General features: G+C 72.1%; 21 protein-coding genes and 1 pseudogene. 8 read left to right on the top strand and 14 right to left on the bottom strand.

The window, feature by feature from the left end:
* Positions 1 to 55: 55 nt before the first annotated feature.
* The 7 genes from DA075_RS05940 to DA075_RS05910 form a co-directional block, all read right to left on the bottom strand.
* Positions 56 to 1,096 (bottom strand): TIGR01620 family protein, encoded by a 1,041-nt coding sequence (locus tag DA075_RS05940; RefSeq protein WP_099952433.1) that lies wholly within the window; start codon positions 1,094 to 1,096, stop codon positions 56 to 58.
* A gap of 8 nt (positions 1,097 to 1,104) precedes the next feature.
* A complete protein-coding gene (locus DA075_RS05935) occupies positions 1,105 to 2,571 on the bottom strand; it encodes a YcjX family GTP-binding protein (RefSeq protein ID WP_099952432.1) in 1,467 nt (488 codons plus the stop codon).
* A gap of 62 nt (positions 2,572 to 2,633) precedes the next feature.
* Entirely contained in the window at positions 2,634 to 3,809 is a 1,176-nt protein-coding gene (locus DA075_RS05930) for a hypothetical protein (protein ID WP_099952431.1), read from the bottom strand.
* A gap of 93 nt (positions 3,810 to 3,902) precedes the next feature.
* On the bottom strand, positions 3,903 to 4,421 hold the full coding sequence (locus DA075_RS05925) for a SixA phosphatase family protein (protein WP_099952430.1): 519 nt from the start codon (positions 4,419 to 4,421) through the stop codon (positions 3,903 to 3,905).
* A gap of 4 nt (positions 4,422 to 4,425) precedes the next feature.
* Complete coding sequence (locus tag DA075_RS05920; protein WP_099952429.1) at positions 4,426 to 5,271, bottom strand: AAA family ATPase; 846 nt, start codon at positions 5,269 to 5,271, stop codon at positions 4,426 to 4,428.
* Between the two features lie 77 nt (positions 5,272 to 5,348).
* Positions 5,349 to 6,011 carry a hypothetical protein gene (locus tag DA075_RS05915; protein WP_099952428.1) on the bottom strand — a complete coding sequence of 221 codons (663 nt, stop codon included), beginning with the start codon at positions 6,009 to 6,011 and terminating at the stop codon, positions 5,349 to 5,351.
* On the bottom strand, positions 6,008 to 7,237 hold the full coding sequence (locus DA075_RS05910) for an ATPase (protein ID WP_099952427.1): 1,230 nt from the start codon (positions 7,235 to 7,237) through the stop codon (positions 6,008 to 6,010). The genes DA075_RS05915 and DA075_RS05910 overlap by 4 nt, the downstream gene beginning before the upstream one ends.
* Before the next feature lie 243 nt (positions 7,238 to 7,480).
* On the opposite strand from DA075_RS05910, the gene DA075_RS05905 reads away from it, so the two are divergent.
* The 5 genes from DA075_RS05905 (at position 7,481) to DA075_RS38355 (ending at position 12,330) form a co-directional block, all read left to right on the top strand.
* Positions 7,481 to 8,785 (top strand): cystathionine gamma-synthase family protein, encoded by a 1,305-nt coding sequence (locus DA075_RS05905; RefSeq protein ID WP_099952426.1) that lies wholly within the window; start codon positions 7,481 to 7,483, stop codon positions 8,783 to 8,785.
* 127 nt (positions 8,786 to 8,912) lie between these two features.
* Positions 8,913 to 10,703: a cation:proton antiporter domain-containing protein gene (locus tag DA075_RS05900; protein WP_099952425.1), complete on the top strand. Its 1,791-nt coding sequence runs from the start codon at positions 8,913 to 8,915 to the stop codon at positions 10,701 to 10,703.
* Positions 10,700 to 11,803 (top strand): ATP-dependent DNA helicase, encoded by a 1,104-nt coding sequence (locus tag DA075_RS05895; RefSeq protein WP_099952424.1) that lies wholly within the window; start codon positions 10,700 to 10,702, stop codon positions 11,801 to 11,803. Before DA075_RS05900 ends, DA075_RS05895 begins: the two co-directional genes overlap by 4 nt.
* Positions 11,804 to 11,857: 54 nt before the next feature.
* Positions 11,858 to 12,172, top strand: a complete 315-nt coding sequence (locus DA075_RS05890; RefSeq protein WP_232386184.1) for a DUF4926 domain-containing protein — start codon at positions 11,858 to 11,860, stop codon at positions 12,170 to 12,172.
* Positions 12,154 to 12,330: a DUF6883 domain-containing protein gene (locus DA075_RS38355; RefSeq protein ID WP_338068019.1), complete on the top strand. Its 177-nt coding sequence runs from the start codon at positions 12,154 to 12,156 to the stop codon at positions 12,328 to 12,330. Before DA075_RS05890 ends, DA075_RS38355 begins: the two co-directional genes overlap by 19 nt.
* A gap of 351 nt (positions 12,331 to 12,681) precedes the next feature.
* On the opposite strand, the gene DA075_RS05880 is transcribed toward DA075_RS38355, so the two are convergent.
* Together DA075_RS05880 and DA075_RS35765 are read right to left on the bottom strand one after the other, a co-directional pair.
* On the bottom strand, positions 12,682 to 13,194 hold the full coding sequence (locus DA075_RS05880; protein ID WP_099952423.1) for a P-loop nucleotide/nucleoside kinase family protein: 513 nt from the start codon (positions 13,192 to 13,194) through the stop codon (positions 12,682 to 12,684).
* Positions 13,195 to 13,216: 22 nt separating this feature from the next.
* Entirely contained in the window at positions 13,217 to 13,396 is a 180-nt protein-coding gene (locus DA075_RS35765; protein WP_123834157.1) for a hypothetical protein, read from the bottom strand.
* Positions 13,397 to 13,516: 120 nt separating this feature from the next.
* On the opposite strand from DA075_RS35765, the gene hslV reads away from it, so the two are divergent.
* Together hslV and hslU are read left to right on the top strand one after the other, a co-directional pair.
* Positions 13,517 to 14,047, top strand: a complete 531-nt coding sequence (gene hslV, locus DA075_RS05870) for an ATP-dependent protease subunit HslV (RefSeq protein ID WP_048467276.1) — start codon at positions 13,517 to 13,519, stop codon at positions 14,045 to 14,047.
* 60 nt (positions 14,048 to 14,107) lie between these two features.
* Positions 14,108 to 15,421 (top strand): ATP-dependent protease ATPase subunit HslU, encoded by a 1,314-nt coding sequence (gene hslU, locus DA075_RS05865; protein ID WP_099952421.1) that lies wholly within the window; start codon positions 14,108 to 14,110, stop codon positions 15,419 to 15,421.
* An 18-nt stretch (positions 15,422 to 15,439) separates the two neighbouring features.
* On the opposite strand, the gene DA075_RS05860 is transcribed toward hslU, so the two are convergent.
* The 5 genes and pseudogenes from DA075_RS05860 to DA075_RS05840 form a co-directional block, all read right to left on the bottom strand.
* Positions 15,440 to 16,501, bottom strand: coding sequence for an MBL fold metallo-hydrolase (locus DA075_RS05860; protein WP_099952420.1), 1,062 nt, complete (start codon positions 16,499 to 16,501; stop codon positions 15,440 to 15,442).
* A 465-nt stretch (positions 16,502 to 16,966) separates the two neighbouring features.
* The gene (locus DA075_RS05855) at positions 16,967 to 17,353 is read right to left on the bottom strand and encodes a PilZ domain-containing protein (RefSeq protein WP_099956432.1); all 387 of its coding nucleotides are present in this window, start codon (positions 17,351 to 17,353) and stop codon (positions 16,967 to 16,969) included.
* A 146-nt stretch (positions 17,354 to 17,499) separates the two neighbouring features.
* Positions 17,500 to 17,721 carry a hypothetical protein gene (locus DA075_RS05850; RefSeq protein ID WP_099952419.1) on the bottom strand — a complete coding sequence of 74 codons (222 nt, stop codon included), beginning with the start codon at positions 17,719 to 17,721 and terminating at the stop codon, positions 17,500 to 17,502.
* Positions 17,722 to 17,946: 225 nt separating this feature from the next.
* Positions 17,947 to 18,581: pseudogene (locus DA075_RS05845) on the bottom strand (cysteine hydrolase family protein).
* Between the two features lie 78 nt (positions 18,582 to 18,659).
* The gene (locus tag DA075_RS05840) at positions 18,660 to 20,702 is read right to left on the bottom strand and encodes an NAD(+) synthase (RefSeq protein WP_099952418.1); all 2,043 of its coding nucleotides are present in this window, start codon (positions 20,700 to 20,702) and stop codon (positions 18,660 to 18,662) included.
* Between the two features lie 214 nt (positions 20,703 to 20,916).
* Between DA075_RS05840 and DA075_RS05835 the strand changes: the two genes are divergently transcribed.
* A complete protein-coding gene (locus DA075_RS05835; protein WP_420813116.1) occupies positions 20,917 to 25,335 on the top strand; it encodes a DNA translocase FtsK in 4,419 nt (1,472 codons plus the stop codon).
* The last annotated feature ends 61 nt before the right edge of the window (positions 25,336 to 25,396 follow it).

Here is a 25,396-nt window from a genome sequence, read left to right as displayed (position 1 = left end):
AATTAGTTGACGCAACGGAGCCTGAGATGTCGTCGCAATGCGGGCCGCGGCCGGCTCAGGCGGGTCCGCCCTCCTCCCGGCGGATCAGCTCGCCCGCCACGTCGCCGAGCCGCGGCGCCGGCTCCCGCGTGAAGGGCAGCGGCCGGCACACGGCCAAGGCGGCCAGCCCGAAGCGCGCCGTCATCAGGCCGTTGAGCACGCCCTCCCCGAGCTTCGCCGAGATCCGCGCCGCGACCCCTAGGCCCAGCACCTGCTGCACCAGGCTGTCGCCGACCGCGACGCTGCCGGTGACGGCGAGATGGGCGAGCGCCGCCCGGGCGAGGCGCAGGAAGCCGAACAGGCCGGGCCGCCCGCCATAGATGGTGGCGATGCGGCGAAGCAACCGGACCGCCGCGAAGATCACGAAGCCGACATCGACGATCGCCCGCGGGCTCAAGGCCGTCACCGCCGAGACCTGCTTGGCGGCCTCCGCCACCGCCGCCTTGGCGGAGCGGTCGAGGGACGCCAGCAGTTCGGCCTCGGCGATGCTGATCCGGTCCTCGACGTCGAGGATCTGGTCGTCGAGGGCGGCCAGCCGCGCGCGCGCCGCCGCGGCCGCCGGTCGCCCGGCGTAGAGGCCGGAGATCTGTCGCACGACGGCCTTGGCGGCGCTGTGGTCGCGGGAGCGGAGCGCGTCGAGGGCCTCCTCGCGCAGGGTCTCGATGCGGCGCTCGCGCAGAACGCCCGCCACCTCGCGCCAGACGATGGCCGCGAGCGCCACCACCGCCACCGCCAGCAGCACCAGAGCCAGGATGCCGAGCCAGGGCGCGGCGGCGAACAGGTCGGCGATCAGGCGCTCGACCGCGAGGCCGATGCCGAGGGAGGCGAGGCCGCCGAGCGCTGAGAGCAGCAGCGTCGCCCAGGGCGCACGCGAGCGCGGCGCCACCGGCACGGCGACGCCGTCGGCGGCCTCGACGATCTCGAACGGCTCCTCCACCACCCGCACGCCGTCGGCGAGCGCCGTCTCGGTGCCGGGCGGCGGCGGGGCGGTTGTGGTCTCCGTGCCGGCGGGGGGCAGGCGGAAGGCGCGGGGCTTCGGTGTGGGGGTATTCGTCATCGAAAGCCTCAGGCCAGGCGGTCGCCGATCAGGAAGTGCAGCGCGCGGTCGAGGCGGATCTGCGGCAGGCGGCCCGGACGGCCGAGGGCGTCGCGGGCGACTTGCGGCGGGCGGAAGCGCGGGAAGCGCAGCGAGCCCGGGGGGACGGCGCCCTCCAGCACGGCTTCCGGCCGCTCGGGCAGCTCGCCCGGGAAGATCGCGGCTTCCGTCTCACCGTCGAAGGTCTCGCCGTCGATGCTCTCGCCCGCCTCCGGCGTGCCGGCCACCGCCCGGAAGGCGTTCGGCCCGTCATGCACCACCGTCTCGCGGGTCGAGCGCACCGAGGCCAGCGCCTGGGTGCTGACATGGGCGCCCGCGGCTTCCGTGCGGCGCAGGGACCGGGCGACGAGGAGGCGCAGGAGCGCATCGAGCCGGTCGTGACTGGAATGGTGCAGGTGGTCGGCCTTGGTGGCGGCGAACAGGATGCGGTCGGCCCGGGGCGCGAAGAAGCGCGACAGGAGGCTGTTGCGCCCGACCCGCAGGCTCATCAGCACCCGGTCCAGGGCCTCCTCCAGCTCGGCCAAGGCCGCCGCCCCGGCATCGACCGCCGCCAGCACGTCGACGAGCACGATCTGGCGGTCGATGCGCTGGAAATGGTCGCGGAAGAACGGCGTCACGACCCGGTGCTTGTAGGCCTCGAAGCGGCGCTGCATCAGCCCCCCGAGGCTGTCGGGGTTCACCGGACGATCGAGGATCAGGGGCGCGAAGGTCAGCGCCGGCGAGCCCGCGAGGTCGCCCGGCATCAGGAAGCGGCCCGGCGGCGTGGTCGCCACCGCCTCGGGACCGGAGCGCACGGCGGCGAGATAGACCTTGAACGCCTCGCTCGCCCGCTCGGCCACGATCTCGTCGAGGGGCTGGTTGGGATCGAGCGCCCGCAGCGAGGCGAGCCAGGGCGCCGCCATCGCGGCCCGGCCGGGCCGCTCGGCAGCGGCGATCGTCTCGCGCGACCAGCCCTCGTAGGTCTGCTCGATGAGGGCCAGGTCGAGCAGCCACTCGCCCGGGTAGTCGACGATGTCGACCATCAGGCTCGCCGGACCGGTGCGCCAGCCGCTCTTGCGCTCGTAATCGATCTCCAGCCGCAACTGGCTGATCCGGTCGGTCGAGCGCGGCCAGCGGCGTGCCTCGGTCAGCGCCGCGAGGTGGTCCTCGTAGGGGAAGCGCGGGATCGCGTCGTCGGGCTGCGGCACCAGGCGGGCCCGGCGCAGGCGGCCCTCCTGCGAGGCGCGGAGCGCCGGCAGCGGGTGGAGGCCGGTGAGCTGGTGCACGAGCGCGGTGGTGAACACCGTTTTCCCCGAGCGCGCGAGGCCGGTGACGCCGAGCCGCACCGTCGGCTGGACCAGGAGGTCGTTCGAGGCTTCCGCCAGGGAGCGCGTGGCCTCCGTGACGGACTTGGCGAGGGAGCCGGCACGCGCGGCGAGGTCGATCAGGGGCGGCACGCGGTACGCTCTCGCTTCATGTCGGTCCCGAGGTGGCGCGGAGGACGGGCTTCCGCAAGGGCCTAAGGCGCCGCCTCGGCCTGCCGGCTCGCCGCTCCGCGCTCGGCCTCGGCCCGGGCGATCGCCGCGGCGACGAGGGCCGGGCTCGCCCGCAGGGCCCCGAGCTCGACCGAGGACATCGCCAGCAGCACCGGGGCGAGGCGCGCGGTGGCGTGGCCGTCGGGGGTGAACAGGCCGAGATCGTCGCCGGGCTTCACGCCGACGCTGCCGGCGATGCGGGCGGCGTAGTTCTGGATCCGGATCTCGTCGGAGCCGCACAGGGGGGCGGGCGGGCGTAGAGCGGGCGGCAGGGACGAGGCCGGGGCGATCGCGAGCGTCGGCAGGGCGGCGGCCTCCGCGGCGAGGCGGGTGCCGTCGAGGATCCGGCCCGGCTCGATCGCAGCAGTGGGGCGTGCCGTCTCGCCGATGCCGGTGGCGATGGTGGGCAAAGGCGGCGCCTTGACGGCGCGCACGGGTTGGCGCGGCCGGCCCTGCATCCGTGCCAGCGCCGACCAGGGCTGGACCCGCAGGGCGTTGCCGGCGGCCGGCCGGGCCGGAGCGCGCACGATCCTGCGCGGGACGCCGCCGCGGCCGTGGGTGGCGAGGAACCGCGCCCGCAGGGTGCGGCCGAGGCCCTGCGGGGCGAGAGCCGCCAGCGCCGGCGACGCGGTCCGCGCGGGCGCAGGTCCGCGCCCCGGGGCGACCGTCCGGGCGGCGACCGGGGCGGCGCATTCGGCGGGCGCCCAGCGGCGGACGATCGCCAGGGCCGAGCGGCGCCCGTACTCACCGTAATAGCGCCTGAGCAGCGACACCGCGGCATCGGCCCCCTGCCCGGCCGTGGCGAAGCCGGTATGGCCCTCCTGGTCGCCGCCGATCTCGCCGTCCCAGCCCGCCCGCTTGATGCACCAGTAATTGTTGAGCTTGACGCAGCGCGCCACGAAGGCCGGATCGGTCGGCGCCGCCCAGGCGGTCCAGGCGAGGGAGAGCGGCAGGAGCCCGTCCTTCGTCTCGCCGCGCCAGTTCGACACCGCCCGCGCCTCGGGCCGGTAGGCCGGCCTCTCGCGCTCGGGCGCCGCGAGGGCCGTGGTGGCGGCGAACCCGTCGCTGAGGCGCGCGGCACCGTCCCGCACCAGGGCGGCGGTTGCGTCGGCGGCGGGGCCGGCCGCGAGGCTCAAGGCGAGGAAGGCGGCGAGGATCACGGGGCCCGCGGGTCTCCGTTCAAGGCTTGGCTCTCTCAAACGGCTCCGCGGCGATCCGGTTCGCCAAACCCTGCCCTCACTCGCGTCCTGCCCTCACTCGTCCTCGCCGTGTCCGAGGCTCTTCGGGGTCACGAACCGCTCGATCGTCCCCTCCCCGGCCTCGACCTTGGCCCAGGACTCCACGGCTAAGTCGATCACCGCGACCGCCGCCGTCGGGTACTTCTTGGTCAGCGTGCGCCGCGCCTCGCTCGGCTGGCCGAGCAGCCGGGCGAGGTCCTGGAGGCCCGGATTGTGGCCGATCATCAGGGCGGTCGCGACCTCGTCCGGGATGGAGCGCACCACGTCGAGCAGGCGCGAGACCGGCGCCTCGTAGATCTGCGGCACGGTCTCGTCCGCCACCGCCCCGAGGGCCGGCTTGACGAGGTCCCAGGTCTCCTGCGTACGCCGGGCCGGCGAGACCAGCACCCGGTCGGGGATCAGGCCTTGCGCGGCCAGGTAGGCGGCCATCTTGGGCGCGGCCTCCTGCCCGCGGGGGCTCAGCGGCCGGTCGGGATCGGCGACGCCCTCCGGCCAGTCGGACTTGGCGTGGCGGAGCAGGATCAGGCGGCTCATGGCGTCAGCGTCCCTCGCGGCGGCTCAGGAAAGCGAGCTTTTCGAACAGCCCGACATCCTGCTCGTTCTTCAACAGCGCCCCGTGCAGCGGCGGGATCAGCTTGCGGGGGTCGCGCTCGCGCAACTGCTCGGGGCCGATATCCTCGGCCATCAGGAGCTTCAGCCAGTCGAGCAATTCGGAGGTCGACGGCTTCTTCTTCAGGCCCGGCGCCTCGCGCACCTCGAAGAAGACCCGCAACGCTTCCTCGACCAGGCGCTGCTTGATGCCCGGGTAATGCACCTCGACGATGGCCTTCAGCGTGTCGGCATCCGGGAACTTGATGTAGTGGAAGAAGCAGCGGCGCAGGAAGGCATCCGGCAGCTCCTTCTCGTTGTTCGAGGTGATGATGACGATCGGCCGGCGCGCCGCCCGCACGGTCTCGCCGGTCTCGTAGACGTGGAACTCCATCCGGTCGAGTTCGAGAAGCAAGTCGTTCGGGAACTCGATGTCAGCCTTGTCGATCTCGTCGATCAGCAGCACCGGCCGCTCGGGGGCCGTGAAGGCGTCCCACAGCTTGCCGCGGCGGATGTAGTTGGCGATGTCGGAGACCCGCGGGTCGCCGAGCTGCGAGTCGCGCAGGCGCGAGACCGCGTCGTACTCGTAGAGGCCCTGCTGCGCCTTGGTGGTCGACTTGATGTGCCAGGTCAGCAGCGGGGCGTTCAGCCCACGGGCGATCTCCTCGGCCAGCACGGTCTTGCCGGTGCCCGGCTCACCCTTGACGAGGAGCGGACGCTCCAGGGTGATGGCGGCGTTGACCGCGACGGTGAGGTCGCCGGTGGCGACGTAGCTCTCGGTTCCGGTAAAGCGCATCGGGCTCGCGTCACGTCCTTCAGGGGGATGGTCCCGAACCTATGCGGCGAAGGCGGCGCTGGCGAGCCCTGCCCGTCTCACAGCTTCGACGGATCGAACCACACGCAGCTGCGGGCGATCACCGCGAAATTCACCTCCGAGCGGGCCGGCTGGGGCAGCAATTCGCCGTCGATCGCCACGGTGGTCTGGTTCGAGGTGGCGCCGTCGCCGAAGGTCTGGGGCCGGGTGACGTAGCAGTACTGCTTCTCGGGCTTCTGCTCGTCGCCCTTGAAGTTCCAGCCGGTGACGATCGAGCCGTCGAGATAGGGCACGGTCTTGAACACCGTGAAGCTCGTGCGCACGGCGGCCGCGGCGCTCGCGGGCGCCTCGGTCTTGCCCTGGTTGCCGGTGAGCGCGGACACGTCCGGACGGCCTTTCCCCGCCGCCGGCACCCCGCCCTCGATCTTGAGGGTGTTGTCGGTGAGCCGGACCTCGCCGCTCGTCTTGAGCGTCGTGGTCTCGAGGGCCTGGGTCAGGGCTTTGGCGAGCTTGTCGGAGGCGTTCCCGACCTCGTTCATCGTCGCGTAGCCGTAGAAGGCGGCGCCGAGGCCAGCGCCGGCGAGCCCGACGAACGCCCCGAGGCCGATCGCCCGGAACAGGAAGGCGCGGGCGTTGGAGATCCGGGCCTCGGCCCGCAGGCGCCCGTTGACGTGCTGGGCGAGCGCGACGTTCTCCGGCGTGCCCGGTGCGAGGTAGCTCACGGTCTCGGCCTCTCGATGCGGTCGTCGTCGCGCGCCGGCGGCGGCGGGGGCGTGCCGGCTTGCGGCACAGTCGGCGAGCGGCGCTGGTCGAGGGGGATCGCCGCGCCCGAGGCCACCGCGGCCTCGCGCATCGCCCGCTGCGCGTCCTGGATCTGGGTCGCGCTCTCGGCCATCTGGTTGAGGAGGAGCGGCACGCCCTCCGCGTGCATCATCGCGTCGAGGTCGTCCTCGTCGCGGTAGGTCTTGCGCACCTGCACGGCGCAGAGCGCGAGCAGCGTCGAGGCGAAGGCGGCGCAGAGCGCGGGCGCGAAGACGAAGATGCGCAGGAAGGCGTGGACCTGCTGGTCGGTCACGTCGACCGGATCCGCCCCGTAGACCATCGCGGTGAAGGAGTGGAGCTGCGAGCGCCGCACCGCGTCGCGATACGCTCCTTCCGCCTCCGTCACCCGGCGGTCGGCGGCGGCGCGGTCGAGCTGGGCCCGGGCGGCGCGGGCTTCCGTCAGGTTCCTGGCCACCACCGCCCGCTCGTCGCCGGCGGATTTCATGCTGCCCGCGATGGTGGCGGTGCGCGGATCGGTGACGCAGCGCAGGTAATTGTAGCGCTTGCCGCGGCTGTTGGTGCCCGACAGACGCTCACAGCGCTGGCCCGGCAGGCCGGCGAGCTGGGACGAGGCCTCGGTGGTGCGCTTCTCGAGCGCCGCGGCCTCCGCCGCGTATTGCGCCACCCGGGCGTCGGCCTGGGCGATGCGGTTGTCGATCGTGCCGCGGTCGGCCTCGGCTTCCTTCAGGGTGGTGCGGGCCTTCGAGGCTTCGGCGAGGCGGGGATGGAACATCATCTCGCCGAGCTGCGACACCGACTTCGTCGTGACGCCGGCCGCCATCACGATGCCGACGATCGCCAGGCTCTTGATCAGCCAGTCGCGCTGCACCCGGATCAGGATGCCGAGCGGCACCCGGCACAGCTCGATCGCCGCGTAGACGATCGGCGCCAGCAGCATGAACCAGAAGCTCTGGTCGTTGCGGTCGGCATACGTCTCGGCGAAGAACCAGGCCCCGGCGAGCGAGGTGCAGATCACCAGCGCCTCGACCAGGTAGGCGATGGCGACGTAGCCCCAGCGGATGCGGTAACCCTTGCGGATCGCCCGCTCCTGCTTCCAGGCATCGGTCTCGTCGGTCCAGGCGCGCTTCTCGCGCACCACCACCCGATCGGGAGGCTGTCGGCCCATCTCGGCTCCTCGTCCGGCCACCCGGCAGCGGCCGTGTACACGGAATCTCAATCCTTCACGCTATGCGGGTTTTGCGCCGAAAATGCGCCCTCTGCGAGCCGGGCTTGCCGCGGCGCAGCGTCCGGGTCGTGCTTTACGCACCGCAAAACGCTGTGGGCCGCGTTAGAACTGGCGTGTGGCGCGGTCGTCGCGCCGAAAACCGACGCCGCCAAGCGGCGTCGCCAGACCGGAGCGAGGCCCCGCATGTCGGACGACCGCTACCACAAGGACAGGTTGGGCAACCGCCGCCTGGCGCCTGAGACCCTGATGGTCGGCTACGGCTATGACCCCGCCCTCTCGGAGGGGGCCGTGAAGCCGCCGGTCTTCCTCACCTCGACCTTCGTGTTCACCTCCGCCGAGCACGGCAAGGCGTTCTTCGACTACGTCTCGGGCCGGCGCGAGCCGCCGGCCGGCGAGGCGGCGGGGCTGGTCTATTCCCGCTTCAACCACCCCAACAGCGAGATCGTCGAGGACCGCCTGGCGGTGTTCGAGGAGGCGGAGGCCGCTTTGCTGTTCTCCTCCGGCATGTCGGCAATCGCCACCGTGATCCTCGCCCATGCGCGTCCCGGCGACGTGGTGCTGCACTCCCAGCCGCTCTACGGCGGCACCGAGACGCTGATCGCCAAGACCTTGGCGGGGTTCGACATCGGCGCGGTCGGCTTCCAGGACGGCACCGACGAGGCAAGCGTGACGGCGGCGGCCGAGGCCGCGCAGAGGCTCGCGGAGACGAATGGCGGGCGCGTCAGCGTCGTGATGGTCGAGACGCCGTCGAACCCCCTGAACACCCTCGTCGACCTCGCTCTGGTGCGGGCGAGTGCCGACCGGATCGGCGCCCGCCAGGGCGGGCAGGCGCCGGTCGTGGTCTGCGACAACACCCTGCTCGGTCCCCTCTTCCAGCACCCCCTGCGGCACGGCGCCGACATCTCGGTCTACTCGCTGACGAAGTATGTCGGCGGCCATTCCGACCTCATCGCCGGGGCGGCGTTGGGTGCGGCGGCCCGGATGAAACCGGTGCGGCTCCTGCGCTCGGCCATCGGCACCCAGCTCGATCCGCATTCGTGCTGGATGCTCGGGCGCTCGCTCGAGACCCTGACGCTCCGGATGGAGAAGGCCAACCGCAACGGCGAGCTCATCGCCGAGCGGCTGCGCGCCCACCCGAAGGTGACGCGGCTGCATCATCTCGGCCATCTCGAGCCCGGCTCGGGCGCCGCCCGGGTCTATGCCGCGCAATGCGCCGCCCCCGGCTCGACCTTCTCGTTCGACGTCGCGGGCGGTGAGCCGGAGGCATTCCGCGTGCTCAACGCGCTCCAGCTGTTCAAGCTCGCGGTGAGCTTAGGGGGCACCGAATCGCTCGCGAGCCACCCGGCCTCGACCACCCATTCGGGGGTGCCGAAGGCGGTGCGCGACCGGCTCGGCATCACCGACGCGACGATTCGGGTCTCGATCGGCATCGAGCATCCGGAGGACCTGGCGGCGGACCTGGAGGCGGCGCTCGCGACCCTGGGGTGAAAAGCGCCGGCTTTCCGCCCGTTTTGGCTTGCCCCGACGGGGCCCCTCCGCATGATGGCCGCCCGAGTCCCGGCCGCCTTGCGTCGGGGCAGCCCCACTCGCGATCCGAAAGGCCCCGCTGCTCCCGATGACCGAGCACGCCGCGTCCGGCTCCTACAAGGAGGTCATCCTGTTCCTGGTCACCGCCGGGATCGTGGTGCCGTTGTTCCATCGCCTGCGCGTCAGCCCGGTCCTCGGCTTCATCGGCGCCGGCGCGCTCCTCGGGCCGTCGGGCCTCGGGCGGCTCACGGAATCCGTGCCGTGGCTCGGCGCGGTGACGATCTCGAGCCGCACCGAGATCGCGCATCTCGCCGAGCTCGGCGTCGTGTTCCTGATGTTCATGATCGGGGTCGAGTTGTCCTGGGAGCGGCTGCGCATCCTGCGCCGCCTCGTCTTCGGCCTCGGCTCGCTGCAGGTGGTGGTGTCGAGCCTCCTCGTCGGGGCGGTGCTGATGGCGCTCGACGTGCCGCCCCTCGCCGCCATCCTGGTCGGGCTGGCGCTCGCCCTCTCCTCCACCGCCATCGTGCTGCCGGTGCTGGCCGAGCAGAAGCGGCTCAACACGCCGGCCGGCCGGGCGAGCTTCGCGGTGCTGCTCTTTCAGGATCTCGCCGTCGCCCCGGTCCTGTTCGCCATCGCGGTGCTCGGCCGCAAGGACAGCGACGCGGTGACCGGCCTCGCCCTGGCGCTCGGCCAGGCCGCGGTGGCGCTCGCGCTCCTCGTCGGCGCCGGGCGGCTGGGCCTGAGGCCGCTGTTCCAGCTCGTCGCCCGCACCCGCAGCCCCGAACTCTTCATGGCCGCCTGCCTCCTCGTCATCGCGGCGACGGCGTTGGTCGCGGCGGGGAGCGGCCTGTCGATGACGCTCGGCGCCTTCGTGGCCGGGCTGCTCCTCGCCGAGACCGAGTATCGCCGGGCGATCGAGGCGACGATCGACCCGTTCAAGGGCCTGCTTCTCGGCGTGTTCTTCGTCTCGGTCGGCATGGGGATCGACCCGGCAGTGCTGATGAAGACGCCGCTCACCATCCTCGGCCTCGCCCTCGGGCTCCTCCTCCTCAAGGGCGGGGTCATCTTAGGCCTCGGCACGGTCCTGCGCCTGCCCCGGGCGGTGGCGCTCGAATCCGCCCTGCTGCTCGGGCCCGGGGGCGAGTTCGCCTTCGTGCTCGTCGGCAGCGCGCTCGCCGCGGGCCTGGTGCCCGAGGATCTCGGCCAGGCGGCGCTCGTCGTCACCACCGCCACGATGGTGATGATTCCCGGCCTCGCGGCGCTCGCCCGCCGCCTCGGCCGGCGAATCGACCGGACCGATCTCGGCCGCGCCCGGGCCGAGCCGCCGCCGCCGGAGCGCCAGCCCGGCCGGGTGATCGTCGCGGGCTACGGCCGGGTCGGCCGGCTCATCGCCGAGATGCTGGCCCGCCACAAGGTGCCCTACATCGCCCTCGACATGGATGCCGCCCGCGTCTCCGACCAGCGCCGCCTCGGCAATCCGGTCTATTTCGGCGACTCGGCGAACCCCGAACTCCTGCGCCGCTGCGGCATCGACACCGCCCGCGCCCTCGTGGTGACCCTCGACCAGCCCCGCGCCGTCGAGGCGGTGGTGGCCGCTGCCCGTGCCGAGCGGCCGGACCTCACCATCGTGGCCCGGGCCAGGGATGCCCGCCACGCCACCGCCCTCTACGAGATGGGCGTCGACGACGCGGTGCCGGAGACGATCGAGGCCTCGCTCCAGCTCTCGGAGGCCGTGCTGGTCGATGTCGGGGTGCCGATGGGGCTGGTGATCGCCTCGATCCACGAGCGCCGCGACGAGTTTCGGGCGCTCCTGCGCCGCAAGGAGGCGCCGCCGGCCGCTCCCTTCCAGGCCCGCCGCACCGTGGGGAAGACGCCGTGAGCGGCCTCGGTCCGCAGCAGGAGGCGGCGCTCAAGGCGGTGTCGGACTGGCTGAAGCGCGGCAGCCCGCAGGTCTTTCGCCTGTTCGGCTTCGCCGGCACCGGCAAGACCACCCTCGCCCGGCGCCTCGCCGAGGATGTCGAGGGCGGGGTGCTGTTCTGCGCCTATACGGGCAAGGCGGCCTCGGTGATGCGCGCCCGCGGCTGCCCCGACGCCTCGACCATCCACAGCCTGATCTACCGCACCCGCGAGGATTCCGAGGGCGGCCCGGCCTTCACCCTCAACCGCACCGGGCCGGTGAGCAAGGCGGCCCTCGTCGTCATCGACGAATGCTCGATGGTCGACGGTGACCTCGGCAACGACCTCCTCTCCTTCGGCACGCCGGTCCTGGTGCTGGGCGATCCGGCGCAGCTGCCGCCGGTGAAGGGCGGCGGCTTCTTCACCGAGGCCGAGCCCGACGTGATGCTCACGGACGTCCACCGCCAGGCCGCCGACAACCCGATCGTGCGCCTCGCCATGATTGTGCGCGAGGGCGGGCGGCTGGACTTCGGCGCCTACGGCGAGAGCCGGGTGATCCCCCGCCGCGAGATCGACCCCGAAACGGTCCTCGCCGCCGACCAGGTGCTGGTCGGCCTCAACCGCACGCGGCGGCTCTATAACGGCCGCATCCGCGAGCTGATCGGCCATGCCGACCCGATGCCGGCGGTGGGCGAGAAGCTGGTCTGCCTGCGCAACGACCGCACCAAGGGCCTGCTCAACGGCTCGACCTGGACCGTCCAGGCCCTGCGCGCCGCCCCCCGCCCCGACCTCGTGCGTCTCGACGTGGTGCCGGAGGACGATCCGGCGCTGCGGCGCAAGCCCCAGGATATCCGGGTCTTGCGCTCGGTGATCGCCGGCAGCGACGAGGAGGTGCCGGCGATCCTGCGGCGCGAGACCGAGGAATTCACCTACGGCTACGCGCTCACCGTGCACAAGGCGCAGGGGTCGCAATGGGACAAGGTCGTGCTGTTCGACGAGTCCTACGCGTTCCGCGAGCACCGGGCGCGCTGGCTCTACACCGCGCTGACCCGGGCGGCGGAGGCGATCACGGTGGTGGTGTAGGGCGCGGCGCGGGCCCACCTTCGACATCCGCGCCCATTCGGTGGACTTGCCGGCATGTCCATCGCGGTATCCTACACCCTGCGGAAGGCCGAGCCCGGCGCCCTGCTTCGGGAACTCGATGACGTGCGCGTGCTGATCGACGTGCTGACCGATGATGGGGACACGGTCGCTACGGGCACCGATGGCACGGTCGTCGCCGTGTGGAATGGGGGTGAAGCCTACGACGTGGAGTTTCCAGAGCCGATGGGTGCGCTCGCGACGGTGAAGGCTGCCAATCTCGCGCGTGTCGGGCGCTCGGTGCCTCGAGCAAGGACGATTGGCCGCCGGCTCTTGAGGTACCCGGTAGCAAGATCGTTCATTCCCTGCTGAACGTCGACCATCCCAAAGGCGGTTCAAAGGCGCGTTTCTTCCTGGCCTTCGGCGTCGATCTTTCCCGTCCCGAGGTGATGGCAGAAGCCCTCATCTTCCATGCGACCGATACCCGGTCCGTGTCGCGCCTCGCCGGGGTGAACCCTACCGCAGGATGATCGTCGAAGGGCCGATGGCGATGGCAGACGGCCGCCGACCGCAGGTCGGAACCGTCTCTGGCAGTTGCAGGACGGATCGACGTGGCGGCTTATCACCGCCGTGCCTCTGACATGAGGTATGGTGCGCCAGCCGATTGATGCGGTGAGCCCGTGCGAGAGAGGGATCCTTGGTGAAAGGCGATGCGCGCATGGCTATTCGATCGAAGAGCCGCGCAAGCTGGTCCGCCAGGGCTTGGAAAGCGGACCGAGCCGGCGAGACATCATCGCCATCGTGGGAGGCCGAGGCGTAGCCGCCGCCTGGAAGCGTTCGTCGCGAAGGCCGGGCTGGGATCGGGCTCCTGCGTGCAGCCATCATACCGGCAGATCTGACGGCATGGCCGCCAGCGCGGCGGCAATCGCCTCCGACGGCGACGAGGTCGCGCTGTCGATGACGAGGCGCGGCCGGTCCCACGGCTCGTAGCCGCTGCGCAGGATCTCCTCCCACGCGGGCAGGACGAGGCTGGGAATGTCCGACACCCGCCCCTCGACGCGGCGGCGATGCTCTTGCGGATCCGTGCACACCACCTCGACCTCGATCAGCCGCACCGCGGCGCGGGCGGCCACCGCCCGCCATCCCGCGCGGCTGGCCGTGACCGGGTTGACGCAATCGGCCACGACGACCCGCCCGTCGCTCAAGTTCGCGCCCGCGAGGGCCTGCGCCACCGCGTAGCCGGACGCGCCCACGGCGTCCGCCGGCACGCCCGAATCCCGGATCGCCTGCTCGATGAGGTCGACCCGCAGATGGGTCGCCGCGAGGGTGCGGGCGACGCCTCGGGAGATCGTCGTCTTGCCCGTCCCGGGCAGACCACCGAACACGATCAGCATGAATGGGATCTCCTTGCGGCCCTCATTCACCGGCGGTCCGCTGATTCTCGACCTCCTGCATCTGACTGTCATCGAGGCCCGTCCTCCCATCGACGAAGCGAAGCGCAGCCTGACCGGAGAGCGGGACGCGGCGGCCCGGCGTGTCGCCGCACCAAAGCACGTCACCCGGCGTCAGGCAGGCGGCCGGTGTCCGGATCGCCATCGCCGCCCACGCCCCGCTGGACGAATGCCCCACCAACCCCCACCTACGCCGCAGCACGACAAAGACAGCCTGCCCGGAGAGATATCCTTGGCCAACGACGACGCGGGGGGCGCCCCCCGCATGCATGCGACGACGATCCTGATGGTGCGCAAGGGCGGCCGGGTGGTGATCGGGGGCGACGGGCAGGTCAGCCTCGGCCAGACCATCGTCAAGGGCAATGCCCGCAAGGTCCGGCGGCTGGCCAAGGGTTCGGTGATCGGGGGCTTCGCCGGCGCCACCGCCGACGCCTTCACGCTGTTCGAGCGGCTGGAGGCCAAGCTCGAACAGTATCCGGGCCAGCTGACCCGGGCCTGCGTCGAGCTGACCAAGGACTGGCGCACCGACCGCTACCTGCGCCGCCTCGAGGCGATGATGCTGGTGGCCGACAAGGATGTGAGCCTGCTCCTCTCGGGCGCCGGCGACGTGCTGGAGCCCGAGGGCGGCGTGATGGCGATCGGCTCGGGCGGCAACTACGCGCTCGCCGCCGCGCGGGCGCTGGAGGAGCAGGACCTCGACGCCGAGGCGATCGTGCGCCGCGCCATGCGGATCGCCGCCGAGATCTGCGTCTACACCAACGGCAACCTGGTGATCGAGAGCCTGGACGCCGCCTGACGGCGGCCCCCACCCTTCCCTCACCCCGACATTCGGCCGAGAGCCCCGGCAAAGCATCCCATGACCACCTTTTCCCCCCGCGAAATCGTCTCCGAGCTCGACCGCTACATCGTCGGCCAGGGCGACGCGAAGCGCGCGGTCGCGATCGCGCTGCGCAACCGCTGGCGCCGCCAGCAGCTCCAGGGTCCGCTCCGCGAGGAGGTGGCCCCCAAGAACATCCTGATGATCGGCCCGACCGGCTGCGGCAAGACCGAGATCTCGCGCCGCCTGGCGCGGCTCGCCGGCGCGCCGTTCCTGAAGGTCGAGGCGACGAAATTCACCGAAGTGGGCTATGTCGGCCGCGACGTCGAGCAGATCGTGCGTGACCTCGTCGAGGTCGGCATCGGCCTCAAGCGCGACGAGAAGCGCCGGGGCGTCCAGGCCAAGGCGGAGGCCGCGGCCGAGGCCCGCGTCCTCGACGCCCTCGTCGGCCCGACTGCGAGCCAGCCCACCCGCGACGCGTTCCGCAAGCGCCTGCGGGCCGGGGAGCTCGACGACAAGGAGATCGAGCTGGAACTGGCGGCCGGCGCGCCGCAAGGCATGCCGATGTTCGAGATCCCGGGCATGCCCGGCGCCGCCATGGGGGCGATCAACCTCGGCGACATGCTCGGCAAGGCGCTCGGCAACCAGAAGGGCAAGCCGCGGCGGATGACCGTCCGCGACGCCTACGCGCCGCTCATCAGCGAGGAATCCGACAAGCTCCTCGACCAGGACAGCGTGGTGCAGGAGGCCCTGCGCGACGTGCAGGACAACGGCATCGTCTTCCTCGACGAGATCGACAAGATCTGCGCCCGGGAAGGCCGCTCCGGTGCTGACGTCTCGCGCGAGGGCGTGCAGCGCGACTTGCTGCCCTTGATCGAGGGCACTACCGTGGCCACCAAGCACGGGCCGGTGAAGACCGACCATATCCTGTTCATCGCCAGCGGCGCCTTCCACGTCTCGAAACCCTCCGACCTTCTGCCGGAGCTTCAGGGACGCCTGCCAATCCGGGTCGAGCTGAGCCCGCTGACCGTCGACGATTTCCGCCGCATCCTGACCGAGACCGAGGCGAGCCTGACCAAGCAGGCGGTCGCCCTGATGGCGACGGAGGGCGTGACGATCGACTTCACCGACGATGCGATCGACGCGCTCGCCCGCGTCGCCGTCGACGTGAATTCCTCGGTCGAGAATATCGGCGCGCGCCGGCTCCAGACGGTGCTGGAGCGGGTGCTCGACGACGTGTCCTTCACGGCGCCCGACCGCTCGGGCGAGACGGTGACGATCGATGCGGCTTACGTCCGCGACCGGGTCGAGAGCCTGGCGCAGAACGCGGATCTGAGCCGGTTCATCCTCTGAGTCCGGTCGGGGCGGATCCTATCCGCCCCAGACCTGCCCTGGCCTGAGTGCCAGGAACCGTTCCGCCGGCACCTCGGCCTCCGCCAGGGCCGCGCCCAAGGCCTCGGCCGGCTCGTCCGCCCCCTCGTTGGTGAGCCGGAACGTGCCCCAGTGATGGCCGAGCGCCTGTTCCGCCCCGACCTCCCGATAGGCCCGCACCGCCTCCTCCGGGTTCATGTGCTGGGCCTGCATGAACCAGCGCGGCTCGTAGGCGCCGATCGGCAGGGTGGCTAGGCGGGGCGGGCCGAAGCGCTCGCGCACCGCCCGGAAGATCGCGCCGTCGCCGTAGCCGGTATCGCCGACATGATAGAGCACGCCCGAGGGGGTGGTGAGCACGAAGGCGCACCAGAGCGCCATGCGCCGGTCGTTCACGCCCCGTGCCGACCAGTGATAGGCGGGCACCAGATGCACGGCGAGGCCGCCGCCGAGATCGACCGAGCCGCCCCAGTCCCGGGTCTCGACCGGGACCGTGGCGTCGTAGGCGCGGATGATCGCGTCGTTGCCGAGCGGCGCCACGAAGGTCGGCGCGTGCTCGGCCCAGAGCCGGGCCAGGATCGGCCCGTCGAGATGGTCGTAGTGGTTGTGGGTGATGAGCACCGCGTCGATCGGCGGCAGCGCCCCGAAGGCGACGCCCGGCGGGTTGGCGCGCTTCGGCCCGGCGAAGCCCACCGGGCTCGCGCGGCGGCCATAGACCGGGTCGACCAGGATGTTGCGGCCGGCGACCTGGATCAGCAGGCTGGCATGCCCGATATGGACGACCCGCAGGCCCTCGACCCGCTCGGGCGGCGTGTCCTGCGGGAACGGGCTCGGGACGCGCGCCGGCCAGGCCTCCCGGCCGCCGCCGAGCTGCCAGCGCGCCAATTCGGCCGCGGCCTTGTCCTGGGGCTGGCCCGGCGAGAAGAACCGCACGCCGTCGAAATGGTCGCTGGCCGGGCCCCGGTAATAGGGATTGCGGCTGCGCCGGTGGGCGGCGTAGCCGACGCCGCCGAGCGTCATCACCGTCATGGCGCTGGCGAGCTTGAGGAAGCCACGGTTCTTCATGCGGGGGAGATGATCGGCGGAAGGCCGAGGTCAAGATGCGAAGCCGCGGACCCTTCGCCGCGCCTCCAATGGATTGCGTAAGGCCGATGAACCCTTACATTCGGACCATCGACAACAACAGGAAAGGAGGTGATCCAGTGTCTCATTGTCATCAGCCGCGGTCGTCTGCGCGCCGGACCTGGATCGTCGCCTCCGGCTTCACGGCCTGAGCGTACGACGAACAGTCCAGGATCGGTGAGATCCTGACAGATCGACCCGTCGGACCGCGGTTCGGCAATGGAAGGGCCGCCCTGGCGACGGGGTGGCCCTTCGTCCTTTCTGGAGGCCACGCTCCACGCAGAGCCGGGTCCCAAACAGACTTACGTTGGCAGACTGGCGCTTTTCAGGTTTTCGGTTCGTTGCAGACAATATGCCAAAATCAAGGATCGAGAGCATCATCCGATCGCAACCCGATCGAATGAAGCTTCAGAGGCCGCGACCGAGGACCACCGCCTCCGCCTCCTTCAGCTGGTGGCGCAGGGAGGCGTTCTCGGCCTCCAGTTCGCGGATGCGGGCGAGCAGCACCGCCGGCGTCGCGTCCGGCGCGCTCGGCGGCCGCACCGCCTCCTCCGCGAAGGTCACCCCGACGCTGTCGGCCTTGCGCCAGCGCAAAGTCGCCTTGTGGGTGCGGTCCTTGGCCGGGATGACGAGGTCGAAGCCGTCTGGCAGCGTCGCGGTCTGGCTGAGCATCAGCCGCGCGCCGGAGGCGGAGATGTCCCGGACCAGGCAATCCATGCTGGAATTGCCGTTGTTGAAGACGATGCGCCCCTTCAGGAACGTCCGCAGGCGGGTCTCCCTGCGCAACTCGGACATGTCGGACATGGCGGCCAGCCCCGTTCGGCCTCGCGGGTTTCGGATGCCGCGATCATGCCCCGCCGACCTTAAGGAATGCTCGCCGGGATCTCGGAGTCGGACGGGTCCTCGTGCAGGACACGGGACGTTCCGGCCCGCACAGCCTGTCAGCCCTGGGCCATGCTCTGGAAGAGGTAGAAGCCGTTGAAGCGCACCGCGGTCGCGGCGGCGGCGCCGTCGAAGCCGGTGGGCTCGGGCATGCTGCCGTCGAGCTTGCCGCCGAAGGCCCAGCGCGCCTCGGTGACGAAGGCCGGCACGGCGTAATCTTCCGGCACCGCGCAGACCAGGCCGTCGAACCCCTTCAGGCAGAACAAGTTGTAGCTTCGCATCGGATCGCCTCCGCTCGCAGGGGCTGCCATGGCGTCCATTCGCTAACGGCTGATTTGGCCGAGACTATGTCAGCCTCCGATGCCGGGCGCCACCGCAATCTCGGCCATGACCCTAGGTCGAGACCCACAGAACGTTCCATCATCACGAAAACGTGCGAGCCGGGAACCGCGGAACGACATGCGATAAGGTGCCGATACCGACGAGAAACGCGCTGGTGCGCTGCATCATCGTGCCGGCGTCTGCGAGTAATTCCAATTGTGCAGGATCTGATCGGTCATCGCCACTTTGAGTTGCTGGCCGAAGCGTTGCCGATAGAGCGTCATCATGCCGTCGTGGGTCTCATCCGAGGAGGAGCGGACCGCGTCGGTGGCGAGCACGACGCGATCGACCGCGCCGAGCACGGTCGCGAGCACGCAGACATCGGTCTCGCCCCCGGTGATCACCAGGTCCCGGCTTGGCGCGCCTGCAGGGCGCCCTCCAGGTCCGTCTCCATCCAGGGCGAGTTGACGGTCTTGTCGACGACCTCAGCCGGAGGCGTCAGCGCCGCGAGATCCGGCACCAGCTCGGCCATCTCCGGCCCGAGCCGCTCCACCGTCATCTCGGCCCAGCGCTCCCAGTCGCGCTTCCAGCAGCCCCGCCCCTCGCCGGGGGCTTGCGCCGGGACGAAGTGGGTGAACAGCGTGCGCTCCGGCACCGCGTCTGCGAGGTGCAGCACCCGCGGCAGCACCCGGCCCATCCAGGGCGTGTGCCAGGCGGTCTTGCGGGCGGACAGGTTCTGCATGTCGACGCAGACATGCACCGCGCGGTCGTCGAGCGGCCCGTTCGGCAGGGCATCGGTGTCGGAGGGCGTCGCGGCGATGGGGCGGGCTCCCGTGTGGGGGCTCGTCCCGGCCCCGAGGCCCAACCAGCGCACATACTCCCGTGGAGTTTTTGGCGATCATCCGTGCGGGACGTTGCGCTCCAGCTCGTCGAGCCAGGCGCGGGCGTTGCCGTCCGACGGCGCGCGCCAGTCCCCCCGGGGCGAGAGCGCGCCGCCCGCCGCCACCTTGGGGCCGTTCGGCAGGGCCGAGCGCTTGAACTGGCTGAAGCCGAAGAAGCGGCGCAGGAACACCGCGAGCCAGGCCCGAATCTCCGGCAGGGCGTAAGTCCCCCGTTTCGCCTCCGGGAAGCCGGGCGGCCAGGGGCCGCGTGCGGCATCCTCCCAGGCCATCAGCGACAGGAAGGCGATCTTCGAGGGCCGGTAGCCGTAGCGCAGCGTGTAGAACAGGTTGAAGTCCTGCAGCGCGTAGGGACCGATCTTCGATTCGGTGCTCTGGATCGTCTCGCCCTCCCGCGCCGGCACCAGTTCGGGCGAGATCTCGGTCTCCAGGATCGCCTCCAGGGTGCGGCCGACCTCCGGGCTGAACTGGCCCGACGCGATCACCCAGCGGATCAGGTGCTGGATCAGGGTCTTGGGCACCCCGGCATTGACCGCGTAATGGGACATCTGGTCCCCGACGCCGTAGGTGCACCAGCCGAGCGCCAGCTCCGACAAATCGCCGGTGCCGATCACGATCGCGTCGTGCTGGTTGGCGAGCCGAAAGAGGTAGTCGGTGCGCAGGCCCGCCTGGACGTTCTCGAAGGTGACGTCGTAGACCTCCTCGCCCCGCCCGAACGGGTGGCCCATGTCAGTCAGCATCTGCCGGGCGGCCGGACGGATGTCGAGCTCGGCCGCGCGGGTGCCGAGCGAGGCCATCAGCCGGTGGGCGTTGCCCTTGGTCTCGTCCGAGGTGGCGAAGCCCGGCATGGTGTAGGTGAGGATGTCCGAGCGCGGCAGCCCGAGCTGGTCGAAGGCGCGGGCCGCCACGATCAGCGCGTGGGTCGAATCGAGCCCGCCCGAGATGCCGATCACGACGCGGCGGGTGCCGATCGCCTGCAGGCGCTGGACGAGGCCGGCGACCTGAATGTTGTAGCCCTCGTAGCAATCCTGGGCGAGGCGCCTGGCATCGGCCGGCACGAAGGGGAAGCGCTCCACATTGCGGTGGAAGCCCAGATCCGCCTCGGGCGGCGCCACCCGGAACGACACCCGGCGGTAGGCCGGCGCCCCGGGCATCAGGGCCACCCGGTTGTCCTCGAAGCTGCCCATCTGGGCGCGCTCCTGGCGCAGGCGGTCGAGGTCGATGTCGGCGAGCGTCACCTGCGGCTCGGCGGGGAAGCGCGCTCCTTCGGCGATCACCTCGCCATCCTCGTAGATCGCGGTCTGGCCGTCCCAGGCGAGGTCGGTGGTCGATTCGCCGGGGCCCGCCGCCGCATAAATATAGGCCGAGAGGCAGCGGGACGAGGCCGAGCGGCACAGGAGCGTCCGGCTCTCCGCCCGCCCGATGGTGATCGGGCTGCCCGAGAGGTTGGCGAGAACCGTGGCGCCCGCGAGCGCGGCGAGCGCCGAGGGCGGGACCGGGATCCACATGTCCTCGCAGACCTCGACCCCGAGGACGAGGCCGGGCAGATCCTCCGCCGGGAACAGGAGGTCGGTTCCGAACGGCGCCTCGATCCCGCCGGTCCGGATCGTCTCGCCCGTCACCCCGGCGCCGGAGGCGAAGTGGCGCTTCTCGTAGAACTCGCGGTAGTTCGGCAGGTAGCTCTTCGGCACCACGCCGAGCAGCCGGCCGCGATGGATCACGGCGGCGGTGTTGTAGATCCGGTTGCGGTGGCGCAGGGGCGCGCCCACGACCAGGACCGGCATCAGCCCGCGGCTGGCCTCGACGAGGGCGCCGAGCGCCGCCTCGACCTGGTCCAGCAGCGTCTCCTGCAGCAGCAGGTCCTCGAGGGCGTAGCCCGACAGGCAGAGTTCCGGAAACACCGCCACCGCGACGCCGTCCCGGTCGCACCGTTCGGCCAGGAGCCGGATCTCGGCCGCGTTGGCGTCCGGATCGGCGATGTGGCTGCGGCCGACGCAGGCCGCGACGCGGGCGAAGCCGTGCCGGTAGAGGGATCGAAACATCGCGCAGACAGCCTCGTCTCGCCGGAAATACCCCTGGTCCTTAACGCGCCCGCGCGCCGGCCGGTACCGGCTCCCGTGCCTAATCGGGCGTTAACGATGCCGTGCCTAACTGGTGCCACGTACGCGGCCGCGGGCCGCCCACACACCATTCGGCACCATGAGACAATCGGGACGGCCACCCTTCTCCGACTCCTCGCCGCGCGCGCCCCAGCGGGTGCGCGACCATCTCCGCACGCCCGAGCGCCGGGAGCGCCCCCTCGGCGTCCTCGCGCAGACGGTGATGAGCCTGCGGGCACTCCTGGCCCGCCGCTTCGCGCCGCCTGCGCCCCCGTCCGCCCAGCGGGACTACACCCTGAGCCGGCGCGCCACTCCGAGCTGGATGGCCGACGCCCTGGTGCGCCCCGGCGCGCCGGAGCCCGGCGTCGCGCCGGCGGCGCCGCCCGAGCCGTGGACCCAGAGCCCCTTCGCCCCGGCTCCGAGCCCCGCCCCGCGCCCGGAGCGGGCCGCGGCCCCGTCGTCTCAGGCCGCCCCGGCGCAAGGCTGGGCGCCGGATCCGGCGCCCGTGCCGGAGCCGGCCCCACCCTCCTGGCCCGTGCCGCCCGCCGCCCGCCCGGCCCCGGCGTCGGTGCCGCCCGTGGCCCATGGCGGCGCGCAGGCCCGCCGCGCGGGAGAGCCTGTCGGCGCAGCGCAGGCCTGGCCACAGGATCCCCGGTCGCAGATGTCTCCATCCCGGGAGGTCCCGGCCCCTGACTTCCTGCCCCAGGATGTCCCCCCGCCCCTGCCGGCCGAGCCGTCCCGGGTCTACGCGCGAGACCCCGTTCTTCCGCCTGATCTCCCGGTGGAGCCCGATCTCCTGGCGCCCCCGACCGTCGTGGTCGCCCCGGAGGCGACGGCCCCGCGCCGCGCCGCATCCTCCACCTGGGCGCCGGACCCGGCCCTGATGCCTGAAGGCGGCTGGACCATGCCGATTCCCGCCGCCGGCCCGGCCCGCGCGGTGCTGACCCGCGCGCGCCGCCGCGACGCGGAGCCCTCCGCCGTGGCACCGGAGGCAGGTCCCCGGCCCTCGTCGCAGGAGCGGTCGCCCGAGCGTCCCGCCGAGAGCGGGGTGCGCTTCACCCGCACGCCCGACCACGTGCTGCAGGCGCGCCATCGCCGGCGCGAGCAGGCCTTGCGGGAGAAGGAGGAGGCTCGGCGCGCCGCCGAGGCCGAGGCGGCCGCCCGCGCCGCCGCCGAGCTCGCCGCTGCCGAGGCGGCCCGGGCGGAGGCCGAAGCGGCCCGCATCGAAGCCGAGGCCGCCGCGGCCGCCGCCGCGGTGCCCCTGTGGCGTCAGCCCTTCGTCCTGCCGCCGGGCGTGCGCTTCACCCGCACGCCGGACCATCTCTTGCGCCATCCGCAGGAGGAGACCGCGCGGACCGAGGCCGTGCCCGAGGCCGAGGCTCCGTCGCCGGAGATCGGGTCCCCGGAGGTCGCGGCCGGCGAGGCGGCGCCCGCGCCCGAGGCCTCCGTCGCGGTGGAGGCCTCCGATGCCGGGCCCGTCACGATGATCGACCCCGCCGTCGCCGCCACGGCGGAGACGGCCGCGGACGTCGCCCCGGAGACCATTCAGGAGGTTGCCGAGACCATCCAGGCCGTCGCTCACGAGATCCCCGAATCCGCGGCGATCCCGGCCGGAGAGGGGCCGGCCGCCGCTGCCGCGCCCGAGGTGGTCGCTCCCGACGCCCTCGCGCCCGCGGAGACCCCGTCCCCCGCACCCGATGGCTCGGCCCCGGCGCCGACCGGCGCCGCCGAGGCGCCGGTCGCACCGGCTCAGGTCTTCGACGTGCCGAACAGCGCCATCCTGGTGCCGGTCGACGTCTCGCACCTGCGCTCCCTGCCGCCGCGCCCGGTCTACACCCTCGACCGCCTGCTCCAGCACGACTGGACCCGCCCGCTGCCGACCGCCGCGGAGCAGGACAACCGGCCGGTCCCGGAGCCCGACGCGGAGGAGCCGGTCGCCGAGGCCGTCGCCGTGACGGACGAGCCGGTCGTGGCCGCCGCGCCCACGCCGCCGACCGAGAGGCCGCTGGACGTCGCGTCCGCGGCGGACCTGCCGCCGGACGTCCCTCTCGTGGGCTTGCCCCCGGAGGACCTCTATCCCGCGGACTTGTATCCCGCGGACTTGCCTCCCCAGGCCTTGCCGCCTGCGCCCGAGCCCGTCGCCCAGACGGGCGCCGAGGCGGCGATGGAGGTCGTCCCGGCGGTGAGCATACCCGCGGACGAGGCGGTCGCCGCGGAGCGGGACGTCGCGGCCGATCGGCCGCCGGCCGCGATCCTGCTGCCGGCGCCCGCCCCGATGCTGGCTCTCACCTACGCCCCCCTCGCGGAGACGGCGTCCCTGCCCGTGCCGGTGGAGCCCTCGGCCGCGCCGCTGCCGCTCGCCGCCCTCGAACACGTGGTCCAAGTCGAGGCCGCGGTCGAGGACATGGTCGTGCCTGCCGCCGCGCCCGTCCTTCCCGCCGCTTCCCTGGCCTTCGCGCCGGTGCCGTGGTCGTTCATCGCCGCGGACGTGCTGCCGGTGACTCAGCCCGAGGCCCTGCCGGCCGTGACGACCGTCGCGTCCGCCGAGGATCGGCCTGCGGCGGAGCCGGCTGCGGAATCCACGTCCTCTGGCGCGCCGCGAGGGACGCACCCCTTCGTCTATGTGCCGACCGGCCGCCTCAACGCGCAGCCGCCCGCCCCGACCCTGCCCTCCCCGCCGCGCCCGCCGCGCATCATCCTGCCGATTGCGACGCAATCGGTGCCGGTTGCTTCCCACCCGGCGCCGGTCGCGTCGGTCCCGGTGCCGCCCGCGGCGCAATCCGTGCCGGTTGCTGAGCAGACGGTGCCGCCCGCCGCTCCGGCCCCCGAGCCGGACTCCGTCGCGACGGCGCCGTCCTGGTCGCCCGCGGCGGCGGAGATGCCGGTCGCGGAGCCGCACTGCCTGGTCATCGGCACGGCGGGCCTCGATTGCGACCTCGGCCTCGATGCCGACGAGGACGGGGACGACGAGGACGACATCCTGGCGCCCATCGCCACGATCCCGCTGCGCCAGGCCGCCCGCGGCGTCGAGGCGCCCTACGAGCTGCCCTCGGTCGACCTCCTGGCCGAGCCGCGGGAATCGGACGGCAGCAACCTCGATCCCGAGATGCTGGAGGACAACGCCCTCCAGCTGCAGCAGGTGATCCAGGATTTCGGCGTGCGCGGCGAGATCCTGGCCGTGCGCCCGGGGCCGGTGGTGACGCTCTACGAGATGGAGCCGGCCCCCGGCACCAAGTCGAGCCGCGTCATCTCGCTCGCCGACGACATCGCCCGCTCGATGTCCGCCATCTCCGCCCGCGTCGCCGTCGTCCAGGGCCGCAACGCCATCGGCATCGAGCTGCCGAACCTCAAGCGCGAGACGGTGTACCTGCGCGAGCTCCTGACCTCGCCGGTCTTCACCGAGACCAAGCAGAAGCTCGCGCTCTGCCTCGGCAAGAACATCGGCGGCGAGGCGATCATCGCGGATCTGGCCCGCATGCCCCACCTGCTGGTCGCCGGCACGACCGGCTCGGGCAAGTCGGTCGCCATCAACACCATGATCCTGTCGCTCCTCTACCGCATGAAGCCGGAGGAGTGCCGCCTGATCATGGTCGACCCGAAGATGCTGGAACTGTCGGTCTATGACGGCATCCCGCACCTGCTCTCGCCCGTCGTCACCGACCCGAAGAAGGCGGTCATCGCCCTCAAATGGGCGGTGCGCGAGATGGAGGAGCGCTACAAGAAGATGGCGCGCCTCGGCGTGCGCAACATCGACGGGTTCAACGCCCGGGTGGCGGAGGCGCGGGCGCGGGGCGAGGTGATCACCCGCACGGTGCAGACCGGCTTCGACCGCGAGACCGGCGAGGCGGTCTACGAGGACGAGGTCATGGACCTCTCCGCCCTGCCCTACATCGTGATCGTGGTCGACGAGATGGCCGACCTGATGATGGTGGCGGGCAAGGACATCGAGGGGGCGATCCAGCGCCTGGCCCAGATGGCGCGGGCGGCGGGCCTGCACCTGATCATGGCGACGCAGCGCCCGTCGGTGGACGTGATCACCGGCACGATCAAGGCGAACTTCCCGACCCGGATCTCGTTCCAGGTGACGTCGAAGATCGACTCGCGGACGATCCTGGGCGAGATGGGCGCCGAGCAGCTCCTGGGCCAGGGCGACATGCTGTTCATGGCGGGCGGCGGCCGGACGACCCGGGTGCACGGGCCGTTCTGCTCGGACGACGAGGTCGAGCAGGTGGTCGCCCACCTCAAGCGCCAGGGCCGCCCCTCCTATCTCGAGGCGGTCACGGCGGACGAGGAGGCCGAGGAGGCCGCGGCCACGGCGCAGGACACCCCGGTCATGGACCAGGGCAGCTTCGGCGACCCGACGGCCGACCTGTACGACCAGGCGGTGGCGGTGGTGCTGCGGGACAAGAAGGCGTCCACCAGCTACATCCAGCGGCGTCTTCAGATCGGCTACAACCGGGCGGCCTCGCTGATGGAGCGGATGGAGCGCGAGGGCATCGTCGGCCCCGCCAACCATGCCGGCAAGCGCGAGATCCTGATCGAGCCCGCGCCCCAGCCCGGGGCCGAGGAGGCGTGAGCCCCCCACGCCGTCGCATATTCGCCACAGGGGACGGCTCTATGGCCGGACCGGCCCCCTG

It is taken from the genome of Methylobacterium currus, assembly GCF_003058325.1.
GTDB classification, from domain to species: Bacteria; Pseudomonadota; Alphaproteobacteria; order Rhizobiales; family Beijerinckiaceae; genus Methylobacterium; species Methylobacterium currus.
This window is presented reverse-complemented; position numbering and strand designations above follow the sequence as displayed.